At 42.6% G+C, this 13,109-nt stretch carries 21 protein-coding genes and 1 pseudogene; 18 read left to right on the forward strand and 4 right to left on the reverse strand.

Going from position 1 to position 13,109, the window contains the following annotated elements; translation table 11 throughout:
* Nucleotides 1-112: 112 nt before the first annotated feature.
* The 11 genes and pseudogenes from L0992_07950 (at nt 113) to L0992_08000 (ending at nt 6,140) form a co-directional block, all read left to right on the forward strand.
* Nucleotides 113-589 (forward strand): GNAT family N-acetyltransferase, encoded by a 477-nt coding sequence (locus tag L0992_07950; protein XGB68602.1) that lies wholly within the window; start codon nt 113-115, stop codon nt 587-589.
* A gap of 52 nt (nt 590-641) precedes the next feature.
* Nucleotides 642-986, forward strand: coding sequence for a hydroxylase (locus L0992_07955; GenBank protein XGB68603.1), 345 nt, complete (start codon nt 642-644; stop codon nt 984-986).
* 66 nt (nt 987-1,052) lie between these two features.
* Nucleotides 1,053-1,667, forward strand: coding sequence for a LysE family translocator (locus L0992_07960; protein ID XGB68604.1), 615 nt, complete (start codon nt 1,053-1,055; stop codon nt 1,665-1,667).
* A gap of 98 nt (nt 1,668-1,765) precedes the next feature.
* On the forward strand, nt 1,766-2,176 hold the full coding sequence (locus L0992_07965; GenBank protein XGB68605.1) for a GNAT family N-acetyltransferase: 411 nt from the start codon (nt 1,766-1,768) through the stop codon (nt 2,174-2,176).
* Between the two features lie 85 nt (nt 2,177-2,261).
* Entirely contained in the window at nt 2,262-2,843 is a 582-nt protein-coding gene (locus L0992_07970) for an HD domain-containing protein (GenBank protein ID XGB68606.1), read from the forward strand.
* 122 nt (nt 2,844-2,965) lie between these two features.
* Entirely contained in the window at nt 2,966-3,352 is a 387-nt protein-coding gene (locus tag L0992_07975) for a hypothetical protein (GenBank protein ID XGB68607.1), read from the forward strand.
* A 149-nt stretch (nt 3,353-3,501) separates the two neighbouring features.
* Nucleotides 3,502-3,936, forward strand: coding sequence for an IS200/IS605 family transposase (gene tnpA, locus L0992_07980; protein XGB68608.1), 435 nt, complete (start codon nt 3,502-3,504; stop codon nt 3,934-3,936).
* Between the two features lie 230 nt (nt 3,937-4,166).
* Nucleotides 4,167-4,424 carry a hypothetical protein gene (locus L0992_07985; GenBank protein ID XGB68609.1) on the forward strand — a complete coding sequence of 86 codons (258 nt, stop codon included), beginning with the start codon at nt 4,167-4,169 and terminating at the stop codon, nt 4,422-4,424.
* Between the two features lie 69 nt (nt 4,425-4,493).
* Nucleotides 4,494-5,014 (forward strand): annotated as a pseudogene (locus L0992_07990) (GNAT family N-acetyltransferase).
* A gap of 143 nt (nt 5,015-5,157) precedes the next feature.
* Entirely contained in the window at nt 5,158-5,613 is a 456-nt protein-coding gene (locus L0992_07995; protein ID XGB68610.1) for a DUF302 domain-containing protein, read from the forward strand.
* A 29-nt stretch (nt 5,614-5,642) separates the two neighbouring features.
* Nucleotides 5,643-6,140: a hypothetical protein gene (locus L0992_08000; GenBank protein XGB68611.1), complete on the forward strand. Its 498-nt coding sequence runs from the start codon at nt 5,643-5,645 to the stop codon at nt 6,138-6,140.
* Nucleotides 6,141-6,253: 113 nt separating this feature from the next.
* Here the strand turns inward: L0992_08000 and L0992_08005 are convergent, their stop codons facing one another.
* Complete coding sequence (locus tag L0992_08005; protein XGB68612.1) at nt 6,254-6,427, reverse strand: hypothetical protein; 174 nt, start codon at nt 6,425-6,427, stop codon at nt 6,254-6,256.
* A gap of 261 nt (nt 6,428-6,688) precedes the next feature.
* Here L0992_08005 and L0992_08010 point away from each other — a divergent pair, with 261 nt between their 5' ends.
* Together L0992_08010 and L0992_08015 are read left to right on the forward strand one after the other, a co-directional pair.
* Nucleotides 6,689-7,204 carry an adenylate kinase gene (locus L0992_08010; protein XGB68613.1) on the forward strand — a complete coding sequence of 172 codons (516 nt, stop codon included), beginning with the start codon at nt 6,689-6,691 and terminating at the stop codon, nt 7,202-7,204.
* A 132-nt stretch (nt 7,205-7,336) separates the two neighbouring features.
* Nucleotides 7,337-7,561, forward strand: a complete 225-nt coding sequence (locus L0992_08015; protein XGB68614.1) for a hypothetical protein — start codon at nt 7,337-7,339, stop codon at nt 7,559-7,561.
* Nucleotides 7,562-7,658: 97 nt separating this feature from the next.
* On the opposite strand, the gene L0992_08020 is transcribed toward L0992_08015, so the two are convergent.
* Nucleotides 7,659-7,991 carry an SEC-C domain-containing protein gene (locus tag L0992_08020; protein XGB68615.1) on the reverse strand — a complete coding sequence of 111 codons (333 nt, stop codon included), beginning with the start codon at nt 7,989-7,991 and terminating at the stop codon, nt 7,659-7,661.
* A gap of 266 nt (nt 7,992-8,257) precedes the next feature.
* On the opposite strand from L0992_08020, the gene L0992_08025 reads away from it, so the two are divergent.
* From L0992_08025 to catB, 4 genes are all read left to right on the forward strand, one after another.
* The gene (locus L0992_08025) at nt 8,258-8,974 is read left to right on the forward strand and encodes a haloacid dehalogenase-like hydrolase (protein XGB68616.1); all 717 of its coding nucleotides are present in this window, start codon (nt 8,258-8,260) and stop codon (nt 8,972-8,974) included.
* A 36-nt stretch (nt 8,975-9,010) separates the two neighbouring features.
* Nucleotides 9,011-9,394 (forward strand): nuclear transport factor 2 family protein, encoded by a 384-nt coding sequence (locus L0992_08030; GenBank protein ID XGB68617.1) that lies wholly within the window; start codon nt 9,011-9,013, stop codon nt 9,392-9,394.
* A gap of 98 nt (nt 9,395-9,492) precedes the next feature.
* A complete protein-coding gene (locus tag L0992_08035) occupies nt 9,493-10,224 on the forward strand; it encodes an SDR family oxidoreductase (GenBank protein ID XGB68618.1) in 732 nt (243 codons plus the stop codon).
* A 93-nt stretch (nt 10,225-10,317) separates the two neighbouring features.
* On the forward strand, nt 10,318-10,944 hold the full coding sequence (gene catB / locus L0992_08040; GenBank protein XGB68619.1) for a type B chloramphenicol O-acetyltransferase: 627 nt from the start codon (nt 10,318-10,320) through the stop codon (nt 10,942-10,944).
* A 34-nt stretch (nt 10,945-10,978) separates the two neighbouring features.
* Here catB and L0992_08045 read toward each other — a convergent pair whose 3' ends face one another.
* On the reverse strand, nt 10,979-12,157 hold the full coding sequence (locus L0992_08045; GenBank protein XGB68620.1) for a BamA/TamA family outer membrane protein: 1,179 nt from the start codon (nt 12,155-12,157) through the stop codon (nt 10,979-10,981).
* A gap of 118 nt (nt 12,158-12,275) precedes the next feature.
* The gene (locus L0992_08050; protein ID XGB68621.1) at nt 12,276-12,641 is read right to left on the reverse strand and encodes a cytochrome c; all 366 of its coding nucleotides are present in this window, start codon (nt 12,639-12,641) and stop codon (nt 12,276-12,278) included.
* Between the two features lie 212 nt (nt 12,642-12,853).
* Here L0992_08050 and L0992_08055 point away from each other — a divergent pair, with 212 nt between their 5' ends.
* The gene (locus L0992_08055) at nt 12,854-13,105 is read left to right on the forward strand and encodes a Rho-binding antiterminator (GenBank protein XGB68622.1); all 252 of its coding nucleotides are present in this window, start codon (nt 12,854-12,856) and stop codon (nt 13,103-13,105) included.
* Nucleotides 13,106-13,109 lie beyond the last annotated feature (4 nt).

Raw genomic sequence — 13,109 nt, forward strand, 5'->3', positions numbered from 1 at the left:
AATCGCATTTGTTGGAATTAATTTTTGGTAACCTAATTGGAATACGGGGTATTAGCACTAACACCGCTTCTTAATCATGGACAACCAGATAAGATAGATAAAAGGAATAACAATGATTACTATCGAAAGGCTTAACGACTCTCACGTAGCGTCAGTTCGCGATATTCAGTTGGCGGATGACCAAGTGAAATTTGCGGGAACAGCCGCCGAGTTTTTGCTAGATGGCAGCGACACGACACATTTACATGTCATCAAGTCTGATAGTAACGTTGTTGGTTTCTTTAAACTCGACATCGCTTACGCTACTCACTATGAATTCTGTCCAGAGGGAAGCCTTGGATTGAGAGCGTTTGTCCTTGATAAAAACCAACAAGGTAAGGGGCTCGGCACTGGAACAGTAAGAGCTCTGTTTCCGTATCTTAAAGCAAATTACGAAAAGTATGACTGGGTTTACTTAACGGTCAATTGCAAGAATCCCGCAGCATTTAACTGTTATAAAAAAGGTGGCTTTGAAGATACCAATGCTCAGTATTTGGGTGGGGCTGCTGGTCCACAATTCATAATGCGTGGTGCAATTAAAGCGGGCTAACTAAAGCCGTCTAACTACAGCGGTCTAACAAAGAGAATTAGAAGGAAAATCGATGAAAGTTCAATACCTTGAGATTGTAACCGCTGATGTAGATACCGTTTGTGCTACATATTCCCAAATCTATAACGTGAAGTTCAGTGATGCCGACATGAACCTTGGAGGCGCTCGCACTGCCAAATTATCTAACGGTGGCGTTATTGGTATCAGAGGGCCACTTCGTGAAACAGAAGAGCCTGTTGTACGCCATTACACGTTAGTTGAAGATATTCAATCAGCGGTGAATGCAGCAGAGAAACTCGGTGCTGTTGTTGCAGTACCTCCAATGGAGTTACCACGTCACGGGATGTGTGCAATTGTCATTCAAAGTGGCGTTGAACTTGGTTTTTGGCAACTGTGAGTGGAAGGGGCTTGTAAGCCTGAATTGAGGTCATGCTGCACTCGATAAACGATTCAAGGAGGAATCATGTCTATGTCATCTGGTATTGCGTTGTTTTTCGCGATGCTCTTATCTGCCGCGATACCGGGACCTAGTGTTCTAGCCGTTGTATCTAGATCATTAAGTAATGGTCGAAAACAAGGTTTATTAGTTGTCTTAGGAGTCCTCCTTGCCGACTATATATTCATTTTCCTGGCTCTATCCGGCCTGTCTGCAATAGCAGGTGTAATGGGTGAGTTTGCCACGATAATAAAGTATGCCGGAGTTACCTATCTCTTTTGGTTGGCTTATGTCACTTGGACTTCGGATGTCAGTAAGTCGCCAAACCAATCTCACGATACAACAACCAGAACCTCAAGCATACTTGTTGGGATATTAATGACGATCTCAAATCCCAAGGCCATGCTGTTTTACATGGGGTTCTTTCCGGCATTCATAGATCTACAATCACTATCGACAATAGATATCGTTATGGTGTTAGGGGTATCAACGTTTTCTGTCGGTGGTGTATTGAGCATTTATGCTTGTATGGCGTCGAAAGCTCGCTTCGTTTTTCAAGGAAAGGCCGCTAAGGCGTTACTCAATAAGGTGTCGGGTGGATTTTTGGCTACCAGTGGAGTTTTGCTCGCAACAAAAGCGTGAAGTTCTGTTTTAGGGTTATATGGTATTAATCAGAAAGGGAATTAACTTTGTGAAGAACGCTTTAAGAGTTACGGTTTTAACGTTTGTATTGGATAAATATGGAAATAAGAAAGATTTCAGCGACAGAGGTGCTTCCGGTCAGGCATCAGGTGTTATGGCCTGATAAACCGGTGTCGTTTTGTATGGTGTCAGGTGGTGAACATGCCACGCATTATGGTGCGTTTGTCGGCGAGCAATTAGTTTGTGTTGCATCCGTTTATGTTCAAAGCAACGAAGCAAGGCTGCGCAAGTTTGCTACGTTGCCCGAATTTCAAGGGCAGGGTATTGGATCTAAAGTGATCGCATATGCCATCAAAGAGCTGCAAGCGTTCAATGTGAGTTATTTTTGGTGTGATGCTCGAACCTCTGCTTTAGGTTTTTATCAAAGGTTTGGGATGGCGGTTGAGGGAAGTGAATTCGAAAAATCGGGCGTCTCTTATTACAAAATGGCGGTTCAATGGGGTCAATGACTCTGGCTGATTGCGCTAGTCGTTTACCTATTTAAACTTATCAACTCAACTCAACTCAACTCAACTCAAGTTAAGGGAGATCATCGTGGAAGAGATTAAAGGCATTCTTCAATTCATGGCTGAAATCGAAAAGCTAAAGGATGTTCATCGACAAACAAAACCGGTTGGATTGGATCGATATGAAAATTCGGCTGAGCACAGTTGGCACGTCTGTTTAAGCGCGCTTATGTTGAAAGACTATGCCAACGAAGAAATTGATATTACGCGAGTGATGAAGATGCTTCTGATTCATGACCTAGGGGAAATTGACGCAGGTGACACGATAATTTACGCCAGTGAGACCGAAGAAAACAAACTCAAAGAGAGAAACTGCGTTGAGCGCTTGCTTAAATCATTGCCTAGCCATTTAAGAGCAGAGTATTTAGAACTGTGGCTTGAATTCGAAGCGGGTGAGTCACCGGAAGCCAGATTTGGTAAGGCGATCGATAGAGTGCCACCTTTGCTTCATAACATCCATGGAGGCGGTCACAGCTGGAAGAAGCACAACATATCTAAAGATAAAGTACTGACCTTTAATGGCGAGCGTATTTCTAAAGGCAGTCGTGCTCTATGGAAAGAGCTAGAAGTGCAACTTGAAGGGGCTGCGGACAAAGGGCTATTAAAGTAAAAATTAACTATCTTGCCAAGTAATGACAAAGAAGTTTCAACCTAACAACGTTTAAATTAAACTCGAGAATTCATAGTGTTACTTCAGCGTAGCAAGCCCATTGTTAAAGGAATAAGAACCACATGAAAACCACTGCTTTAGCTTTATTGTTGCTTAGTGTTTCTGGTAGTGCATTTGCAACCAATATTGAAGCGATCGATTACCAAGTGTCGGTCACTGTCGAGGATTCTGAATCAAAACTCAACTTCCCAACCTTTAAGTTCGACTCTTTCGGACAGGAAGTCTCATCTCAAACTGAAGAATGCATTTATTCGGGTGTTCTTTCTAAGCATGAAGCTAACGCTATTCTATTAGAGGCCAAAATGTCATGCGATTATGAAAATGGTGAGTCTAGTAGTGAGATGCCTGTTTTTATTCTTGATAAAGAGGGTGGAGAAGCAAGTATCGAGCTTGGAGAAGATGAAGCAAACCTGTGGAAATATACGGTTCTAATTAAAGCGCTTAACTAAATTTCAAAAGATACACGGTTACTCTTTTTGTTTTCAGCCCTAAACCACCTACTTCAGTAGGTGGTTATCATTCAGTTTGGCTTTGCCTGTAGTTCTACCCATGTTAAATGCTCCCTTGATTTTTAGCGAAGTCAAAGAGCACAAATAACATGAGCAGATATAATCAAGCTTCCCACGTATTTTGGAGATGTCAATATCACATAGTGTGGACACCAAAGTATCGATTTAGGATTTTGAAAAACAATGTAGGTAAAGAAGTTTATCGGTGTATAAACGTTTACTGTAATCAACTTGGATGTGAAGTCGTTGAATTAAACGTTCAAGTTGACCACGTGCACTTGGTAGTAAAAGTTCCGCCTAAGTTATCGATATCCAAGTTGATGGGCATATTGAAAGGCAAAATAGCTTTAAAACTCTTTAGTAAATTTCCATATCTAAGGAGAAACAAACTCTGGGGTAACCACTTTTGGCAAAGGGGCTATTTTGTCGATAGCGTAGGGGTTAATGAAGAAATCATTCGACGCTATGTAAGACATCAAGAGAAAAAAGAGCGCGTGGAGCAGCAGCAACTAGCGTTGGACTAAACAAAGGCCCCCTTTTAGTGGGCTCACACAAAGCCACCTTCTTTAGAAGGTGGTAATTTACTCTGCTATTGAACACCGCAATACCAATTAAAGTAGATGCATGACACATGGTATTATTTTGTGTCTCATTTCTTTCTAATAAAACTCTAATGGACAACAATAAGTTCGAGAACCGAGTGATAAGTTGTTAGTATGTATCAACATTTATAAATGTTAGTTGGCTTATATAAATGCTTGATAATAAGTATATTAACCCCCCTTATCACTGTGAGCAATGCAACGCACTTACCCCGCACCTTGCTGTTAACGCTTCCGATGCTCAATCTAAAGCGGAAGCTGAATCTGAAAAGAAACAATGGAAACTAGGCGTGTTGATGGAGTACCTGATGACGTTATTGTTTAAAGGTGACCATAATGTTCCCGGTTTTTATGTCGACAGTGATTATGAATACCAATGTGAAAAGTGTGGGACTAAGTCGTGGCATTGATTGGGTATGAACATTTGATGTAAATCTCATGACAATAATAAACATGAGTCAGAAATTACAAGGGACTGTATGGAAATCATATCCGAAATCGAAGTGTCCAAAAAGCAACATCAAGCCATTACCGTTCTCAGAAATAGCGCCTTCCCCGATCATCAGGTAGAGCGATCTTATTATAAACAACTCCCTCATATGCGAGCTCTGCAATACCGTGAAGGACAGCTTATCGGTTACCTTGGTCTTGATTATCGTATGATCAATGTTGGTGACAGTGCGTACAAAGTATTAGGTGTTATTGATTTTTGTGTTGCTGAGAATGTCCGAGGCAAAGGTATTGGTACATCTATGCTGAATGAGTTGGATGAGTATGCGAAGGATAGGGATGTCGATTTCATTATTTTGATATCGGATCTACATGGTTTCTATTCCTCACAAGGCTATGTCCAAACTCCAAGCACTAACTCTTGGTTAAGGCTTCATGAGCACCTTAGTCATGGCGTAGCTGTTGAAGAGATTGATGACTATATGTAAAGCCATTGAACGGAAATCAATGGTCTTTAGGGGATGTTGATTGGTTAGGGTACATGTACTAACGCATGATAATAAGACGCATTAGAAGGGTGATCCTCTCGGCAAACTGAGATTTGAAACAAGTCTATACTGAGGAAGGTTACGCCACGACGTTAAGATGGCGCGATAAACGTATGTTTAATTAGGTTAAATCTCAGAGGTAACAATGAAAAAACTACTACCCCTATGCGCCATTTTACTTTCGGCATCCTTTTCAGTCGCCGCTTCTGACGGTTTGATAAAGTACCAAAGTAATTATTCAGTGAAAGAGACAGCTGACCGCTTTGAAGAGATAGCGAAAAGCAAAGGCCTGACATTGTTTGCGAGAATCGACCATCAAAAAAACGCGAGTAACGTTGACCTCGAACTTAGACCAACTGAAGTTATTATTTTCGGTAATCCAAAAGTAGGCACGCCATTAATGCAATGTGCTCAAGATGTCGCTATTGATTTACCGCAGAAGGTATTGGTCAGTGAAGACGCGAACAAGAAAGTGTGGCTATCTTACAACGATCCGAATTACTTGCTAAACCGTCACGCGATTAACGGTTGTGATGAAGTGATTAAGAAAATTTCAGGTGTTTTAAGCAAACTGTCTGAAGCCACGATTGCAAAAAAATAACCAAGTGAATGTAAAGCGCGAGTGCTGTTATGAAGTTTTTTGAAAAGATGATGGTGATGAGTGAAGAGAGTTGGGCTCGTCATTCGAATCCACTCAGTGTATATACTCGCGTTCCTTGCTTATCTTTGCTCTCGCTAGCCATTTGGTCGAGAGAATACATTGGTTTCTACTCCATACTCCTCATTGGCTTGGCTTTATTCTGGATTTGGTTTAACCCAAGAGCGTTTGGTGTGCCCAAAAGCACAAGCAACTGGGCATCCAAAGCGGTATTTGGTGAACGGATATACTTAGACAAAGCACGGCTCGATATCCCACAACATCATTTAAAGGTGGTTCGTGTGATTAGCACATCGATGGCACCGGGCTTGCCAATCTTGTTTTATGGTCTGTACCTCAATGACTTGTGGCTTATCGCGTTCGGCAACTTCTGGATCTTGGTACTTAAGCTGTGGTTCTTAGACCGAATGGTGTGGCTGTTTGATGATATGAAAGAGTCAAACAGTCAATTTAAGGCTTGGGAATATTAACCAGCTACGTGATTCAATACGTAACTCAAAATAATGGTAATAGGGACAACAGCTATCACTTGCTGCTGTCCGACTGTATTCATTGAGCGCTAGATTATTCTTTGATTCAAGATCTAAGCTAACGCGACCACTTCATATTCGTGAATCTTCACGCTGTTGTTTTCATCAACTGAAACTAACCAAGTTTCGTTCACCACAAGCTCCACGGCTTCCCCCTTCATTGGTGAGTCTGGGTATGTGTCTGCTTTAAGCCTTACATGCAGGCTCACTTGATACTGCGAACCCAAAGGCTTGACCTCTAGTTGTTCAATTTCATGAGAACAGATAGTCCGAGGTTCGATCTAATTTCACTCCTAGAGCATGTTGACAATCGATTCGCAATATATAAAAGTGATCTTATGAACATGAATTTAGCGCAACTTAACCAACGAATTATCATCATTCCTTAGGAATGGTGGGATTTTTGATGCGCTTTATTTATCGAACCCACCCATGAGGTGGGTTTTTCGTATCTGCCTTATGGGTTTTATCTCAAAGAAGGAAGTTATATGAAGAAAATAGCGGTATTTGGTAAGCCTGGTAGTGGTAAATCTACCGTCAGTAAAGCAATCGCAGCCGCAACTGGCGTAGAGCTTCACCAATTAGACTCCATCGTTTATAAAGCGAATGGCGAGTTCGTTGATAGTGCTGAGTTTGAACAAGCACACGAGAGCATACTGAGTTCCGACAGTTGGATCATCGATGGCTTTGGCCCGCTAGACTCGTTTAACAAGCGCTTAGACGCGGCAGATACTTTGGTTTATATCGATCTTCCTTATCCGCTGAGCTATTGGTTCGTGACCAAACGTATGCTGAAAGGCTTGTTTGTGAAACCAGAAGGTTGGCCTGAAGGCAGTTCAGTTGTGAAAGGGACGATACAAAGTTACAAGACACTAAAACTGTGCCCTAAATTTTGGAATGAAGACTTCAGATCACGCTTAGAATTACGAGCCAAAGATAAAGAAGTACACATCATCACAAGCGTAACTGAGCTAAACAACTTTGTGCGCCAACACGTTGGTTAATAAGTAGAAAACCAAGATCACACTTGAGCATTTCGATTTGCGAACAACTTTATAAAATGTATCGATTTAGTTCAACGTGTGGCATATTTGCCATGCGTTGGATTTTTGTGATGGGCAAAGGCGATAGATATTATGTATGGAAGCGAACAAACAAGAGCGTTCTGTTGTAACTGCAAAGAACTGACTCTGCACAAGTACACTATGTTCAGTAACCAAGCCGAAAAATCGCCACAAAATGAAAAGAAACCAGGGTTGCTTGGAATGATTTTATCGTCGCTAACTTCAAGTGGCGGAAACGGTGACTATAAATGTATAAAGTGTGGAACCAATTTACGTACACCAGACAACCTAGACTGAGTTTGGTTTATACAAATAAAAACGGGAAGACCCCAATGATCTTCCCGTCAGGTATTGCTTAACTCATCGTGCTATTGGCAGTTTGAGTAAGAAGCGCTTATGCACAGCACTTTTTGTATTTCTTACCGCTACCACAAGAACATGGATCGTTACGGTTAGGCGTTTTTTCAAACGTCATTGTTTTTGGCTTGTTTAGTACAGTATCAAGCTCAATCGTGTTCTCTTCTTTCTCTGCATCTACCGTTACGTTAACGAAGATAGCGTGTTCAGCAGCCAGTGCTTCAACTTCTGCTTTACGAGCTTCAGTTTGAACCATCGCAGCGATTGGAGATTCTTCAGTACCCGCTTTTACATCGCGGTTTACATTGTAGCCAGCAAGAACGTGGTTGTGTCTTGTTTCGATACGGCCTTTGAAAAATAGTTTCGACATTGGGGTACTCATTAAAAATGTTGAATGGCGCTATTTTTAACGTAGATAGCGCAATGAAGCGGGGATTATACGCATATATTCCAATTGATAAAGCAGTGATGTGAGCAAAGCCTGTTTGGCTTTCGTGTGTAACTGATGTGTTGTTCGATGACAGGTCTATTTTTTGTTGAGTTTGGATTACATTTGAATTTGGAGACAATAAGATTTCCCACAATAGGGTTTTGAGTGATAAATTCAAATCGTCAATTTAAACAAAGAGATAGTGTATGAAGTTAGATGCCATCCTGTGGGATTACGATGGAACCTTAGTCAATTCCGTTCCCAAAAATATCGCGATAACCAAAGACATTATCTCTGTGGTTGCTCCACACTTGTCAGGTGATCATTTACCCAAATACTTGTTGAGTGAAGCGCTTTATCATGAAGCCAACCATGGCGCTAAAAACTGGCAAGCCTTATATGTCGATTATTACGGCTTATCTCATGACGAAATGTTGATCGCTGGTGGAATGTGGGCAGAGCATCAAGAGAAAAACCAAACCGCCGTTGCCTTGTTTGACGGCATGGAAACGGTGGTCAATCAGTTTGCTCATCTTCCTCATGGTATCTGCTCTCAAAACTCTCAATTGAATATTCGCGCCGTGCTCGACAGTTATGGTATTGGCGGTTTGTTTAAATCGGTAGTGGGTTATGACGACGTCTCGAACGGCAACCAAAAACCGCATCCATTTGGTGGCGTGAAATGCGTCGAGAACATATTTGGCCCCAATAAGGCTAACGAGCTCTGTTTGATGTATATCGGCGATCATGAAGCGGACACACAGTTTGCACGCAATATCGAAGCTGCACTTGGCGATAAAGCGAAGGTTATTGCGGTAGCAGCGGGTTATAGCCGTTCTGAACCCGAAAACTGGCAAACCAAACCCGACTATATTGCTAATAATGTCGATGATCTTTTAACGATCATTGGTAAATATGCTTAATCGCTTTTAACGAACTTGATAATTTAAGGAAGAATGATGACATCAAAAGACGTGGTATTAGGTTTTTGGGATGCAATGCGCACCAACGACTTTGCCAAAGCGGCCGAATGGCTTGCGGAAGATTTTCAAGGTTATTGGCCCCAGTCGTCTGAATTGACGATAGGGCGTGATAACTTCACAGCTATCAATTCTGAATACCCAGCGAATGGGGTTTGGAAGTTTGAGCTGAACTCGATTGTTTGCGAAGGTGATACTGTCGTGACCGATGTATCAGTGACGGACAGCGTATTAAACGATCGCGTAATTACCTTTCACACGGTTGCTGATGGTTTAATCCAAAAGCAAACTGAGTTTTGGCCTGATGGCTTTGCTGCACAAGAGTGGCGTGCAAAGTGGGTTCAGATAGCGAGTCCTGAATAACTCAAGTAGCAAGGTCAAATGCAAGAACACCAAGCTCACAATAGAGTATTTGCATAACAACAATGAGATAAATAAAAGTCAGCGAGTTAGGAGATTTCATGAACAAGGTCGTAATCGTTACAGGCGGAAGCCGAGGCATTGGTGCCGCTACATCTAAGCTATTAGCAAAACAAGGCTATGCGGTGTGTGTCAACTTCATACACAATGAATCTAGAGCTGATGAACTGGTGAATGAGATACGTGAGCAAGGCGGTACTGCTATCTGTGTGCGTGCCGATGTGTCTGTTGAGTCGGATGTAAAATCCCTGTTCGAGATAGCCCGTCACAAGCTTGGGCCAATTACCCACTTGGTCAATAACGCTGGGATCTTGTTTACCCAATCAGCACTAGAAGACATCGAGATTGATCGCTTTGAAAAGGTCATGAAATCGAATGTCTCAAGCTGTTTCTTATGCAGTAAAGCCTTTATCAAACAAGCCGATGGTGCAGGGTCGATTGTTAACGTCTCTTCCGCAGCTTCACGAACGGGTGCGCCGTTTGAGTACGTGGACTATGCTGCGTCTAAAGGCGCGATGGATTCATTGACCAAAGGATTATCTCTTGAACTGGCTGCGCGTAATATTCGCGTTAACGGTGTTAGACCAGGCTGTATCTACACTGAGATGCATGCCGATGGCGGAGAGCCAGATAGAGTCGATAGATTAGCGTCGCAATTGCCACTACAACGAGGCGGCACACCAGAAGAAGTGGCTAACTCGATTGCTTGGTTACTGTCAGACGAAGCGTCGTATGTGACTGGCTCATTTATCGATATTGCTGGCGGTCGATAGCGCAAGCTAGTTTTCACACTAAAACAAACCCGTTAAAACCACAAACACGCAACAAAAGTACCTAACTAAAAGAACGAAACTAAGAGTACAAACATGAAAAACTATTTTGAAAGCCCATTTGTCGGCAAGTCACTCAAAGAACAAGTGACTAACCCAAACATCATAGTGGGCGAACACAGCTATTACTCAGGTTATTACCACAACCACAGCTTTGATGATTGTGCGCGTTACCTGTTACCGGATAGAACAGACATCGATAAGTTGATCATCGGCAGTTATTGCTCGATTGGCTCTGGTGCCGTGTTCATGATGGCGGGCAATCAAGGACATCAAAACCAGTGGGTGAGTACCTTCCCGTTTTTCTATCAAGACGACGAGAAGTTTGAAGGTGCAATCGACGGCTTTGAGCGCTCTGGTGATACCCTGATTGGTAACGATGTGTGGATTGGCACAGAAGCCATGATCATGAGCGGTGTGAAAGTTGGCGATGGCGCGATTATCGCAAGTCGAGCGGTTGTGACCAAAGATGTCGCACCATATTCGATTGTCGGTTCGAACCCTGCGCGCCACATTCGTTACCGTTTTAGCGAAGCTGAGATTACACAGTTATTAGAAATGAAATGGTGGGAGTGGAGCGAAGAGCAAATCAAAGGTGCTATGACCTTGATGTGCTCTTCAGATATCGAAGGCTTGTACCAGTATTGGAAGACCTTCGCCTAATACTTTCTGCTCGGTACATTGAATCGTAATTTAGCTAGATACCGGCTCCGACTTGGAAGTAGAGAGCGGTATCTTCTTCACTGAACGCCAGATCAATACCTGAAATCAGACCATAACGCCTTGCGATGAGATAACGGAAACCAACGCCGTATGCAGAGTGTGAGCTTTGGTCGAACATGTCGTTATCACTGTCTCCTGCATAACCGATGCCAGTAAATACGCCTGTTGACCAACGCGGTGTCCATTGTTTTGTCACCTGAACTTCAGCTGCAAAGGTATGCTCACCTTGATAGCGATTACGGGCGATGCCTCTGAGGTCAATGTCTGGATAATACTGAGGCGAAAGCACACGTTCGTTAGTCGACAAAGATTTGTATTGGCCGCGTAACGCGAGATTCCACTCTTTGTTCAATTCCCAATAGTTGAGCCCTTCAAGGTTAAACGTTTGATAGGTGTAATCACTGCCAATAGCGTCCCCAAACCAAAGGTATTCAGCAACGTAGTTGTAACCTTGAGTTGGGTTAAGGAAGCTGTTCTTGCTGTCGTACTCAGCGATTAAACCCAAGCCGGAAGAGGTCGGTGACGAGTTGCCGATATTACTAAGAATCTCTTGTGCTTTTGGATGATTGTTCACGGAAAGAGTTGGTGCAAAGAACTGTTGCGAGAAACCCAATAACCAATGGGTATCAGGGACTCTGAACTGGAGCTTTTGGATTCCACCCATACCTTTCAAACCTAATTCAATCCCTTCGTTTGGGTCGAGAGGCGCTAGGGCGTTGGAAGAACTCTGACGATAGAAGGTCATGTTAATATCGCCATAACCTAAGCCACCCAAGTAACGGATAGAGTCTTCTTTCCAACTACGTTTATGACCAACAAACGCCATCCATGTGCCATTTTCTGTCGCAAAGCCGCCCACCGCGGTAATCGCAGGCGTCAATAGTTGAGCGCCACCGTCAATTGATTTTTCGGCTAGCTCTTTACGTGTGTTTTTCTGGTCTTCAGATTCATGAAGAAAGATACCTGTGAAGCCACCACCGTATCCGACTGCAGGCTCTGTTATCAGTATTGGAACGGGCAAAAATCCATAGGCATTTTCAGCGAGATATTCGCCCATATCTAAGTGACCGTCGATTTGATCGATAAAGCTAACGGCGTGTGTGGTAGCAGAAACAAGCATAAGGGCGCTTGCCGCTAAAGATTTGAGAGTCATAACATTCCATATTATTCACTATCCATTAAATTCAGTGTAATCAATGAAATAGATAGCGCAATAAAACGGATACGATTAAGTAAGATCTCTGCTCAAAAGGCGAATGGAACAGCGTTTACTATTGAATGGACTCTACGTAAGTCAAAATGTCGAGTGCATCTTGCCTTGTGATAATACCTTGCCATGCAGGCATTCCTTCTTCTACATCGCCTTCCAAGATGTCATCAACCAACGAGTTTTTAGTCGTGAATAGCTGTCCAAGTTTATTCGGAATATTGGCAGGTTTGTGTGGTAAAGAGGCCGCAGTCGGTCCGTCACCTAACCCCTTATCACCATGACATACCATACAAAGGGTCTGATACTTGGCTTTGCCATTCGCGAAGTGACTTGCATCTTCAGTTGACGCTGAGTTTGCGCTGAATGTCATCATCGACGCGATTAAACCCAAGGCAGCTAAAAAGTGTAAATCGTTCATATTTTTCATTGTTCTATTCTCTTATTGTTATCCAACAGCTAAAGAATAAGTAGGTACTCGTAGAAGAAACGTGAATGGATAAAGCGCGTTTAAGCTGATGATTAAAAGCGGGTTTACCTTAAGAAAATGTCATCAATGTGATTAGAGTAAACGATTGATTATAAACAGTTTGCATAGTACAGCATCTCGCATTAGCGTGATGGATGAATGGGAGGGTTATTATGATTAGTTGCAATGATTACGATTATATTGAGATTGTGTGTATGCACCGATACCCAATCAAACTCACGATGAGATCTGGTGAGTCGTTGACGTGTGTCGCATTAGATACAAAACGTAACGACGCAAAAGAAGAGTGCATTAAAGTTGGTGTGGAAGGTCGAGAAGAGCTTGTCGTGTTAACTGAAATTTCAGAACTCGAAGTTTGTGTTGATAATCCTCATTTTCAACATATCTCCTTTAAAAAGTCATAGGTGC

Origin of the sequence: Vibrio pomeroyi (assembly GCA_041879425.1) — a bacterium.
In the GTDB taxonomy this organism is placed as follows: domain Bacteria; phylum Pseudomonadota; class Gammaproteobacteria; order Enterobacterales; family Vibrionaceae; genus Vibrio; species Vibrio pomeroyi_A.

Coding starts and splice junctions, on each gene's coding strand:
- L0992_08035 (XGB68618.1), top strand. CDS start 9,493: ATGAACAAGGTCGTAATCGTTACAGGCGGAAGCCGAGGCATTGGTGCC.
- L0992_08050 (XGB68621.1), bottom strand. CDS start 12,641: ATGAAAAATATGAACGATTTACACTTTTTAGCTGCCTTGGGTTTAATC.
- L0992_08055 (XGB68622.1), top strand. CDS start 12,854: ATGATTAGTTGCAATGATTACGATTATATTGAGATTGTGTGTATGCAC.
- L0992_08020 (XGB68615.1), bottom strand. CDS start 7,991: ATGTCGAAACTATTTTTCAAAGGCCGTATCGAAACAAGACACAACCAC.
- L0992_07985 (XGB68609.1), top strand. CDS start 4,167: ATGCTTGATAATAAGTATATTAACCCCCCTTATCACTGTGAGCAATGC.
- catB (XGB68619.1), top strand. CDS start 10,318: ATGAAAAACTATTTTGAAAGCCCATTTGTCGGCAAGTCACTCAAAGAA.
- L0992_07955 (XGB68603.1), top strand. CDS start 642: ATGAAAGTTCAATACCTTGAGATTGTAACCGCTGATGTAGATACCGTT.
- L0992_07975 (XGB68607.1), top strand. CDS start 2,966: ATGAAAACCACTGCTTTAGCTTTATTGTTGCTTAGTGTTTCTGGTAGT.
- L0992_08000 (XGB68611.1), top strand. CDS start 5,643: ATGAAGTTTTTTGAAAAGATGATGGTGATGAGTGAAGAGAGTTGGGCT.
- L0992_07960 (XGB68604.1), top strand. CDS start 1,053: ATGTCTATGTCATCTGGTATTGCGTTGTTTTTCGCGATGCTCTTATCT.
- L0992_08045 (XGB68620.1), bottom strand. CDS start 12,157: ATGACTCTCAAATCTTTAGCGGCAAGCGCCCTTATGCTTGTTTCTGCT.
- tnpA (XGB68608.1), top strand. CDS start 3,502: ATGAGCAGATATAATCAAGCTTCCCACGTATTTTGGAGATGTCAATAT.
- L0992_08025 (XGB68616.1), top strand. CDS start 8,258: ATGAAGTTAGATGCCATCCTGTGGGATTACGATGGAACCTTAGTCAAT.
- L0992_07995 (XGB68610.1), top strand. CDS start 5,158: ATGAAAAAACTACTACCCCTATGCGCCATTTTACTTTCGGCATCCTTT.
- L0992_08030 (XGB68617.1), top strand. CDS start 9,011: ATGACATCAAAAGACGTGGTATTAGGTTTTTGGGATGCAATGCGCACC.
- L0992_08010 (XGB68613.1), top strand. CDS start 6,689: ATGAAGAAAATAGCGGTATTTGGTAAGCCTGGTAGTGGTAAATCTACC.
- L0992_07950 (XGB68602.1), top strand. CDS start 113: ATGATTACTATCGAAAGGCTTAACGACTCTCACGTAGCGTCAGTTCGC.
- L0992_07965 (XGB68605.1), top strand. CDS start 1,766: ATGGAAATAAGAAAGATTTCAGCGACAGAGGTGCTTCCGGTCAGGCAT.
- L0992_08015 (XGB68614.1), top strand. CDS start 7,337: ATGTATGGAAGCGAACAAACAAGAGCGTTCTGTTGTAACTGCAAAGAA.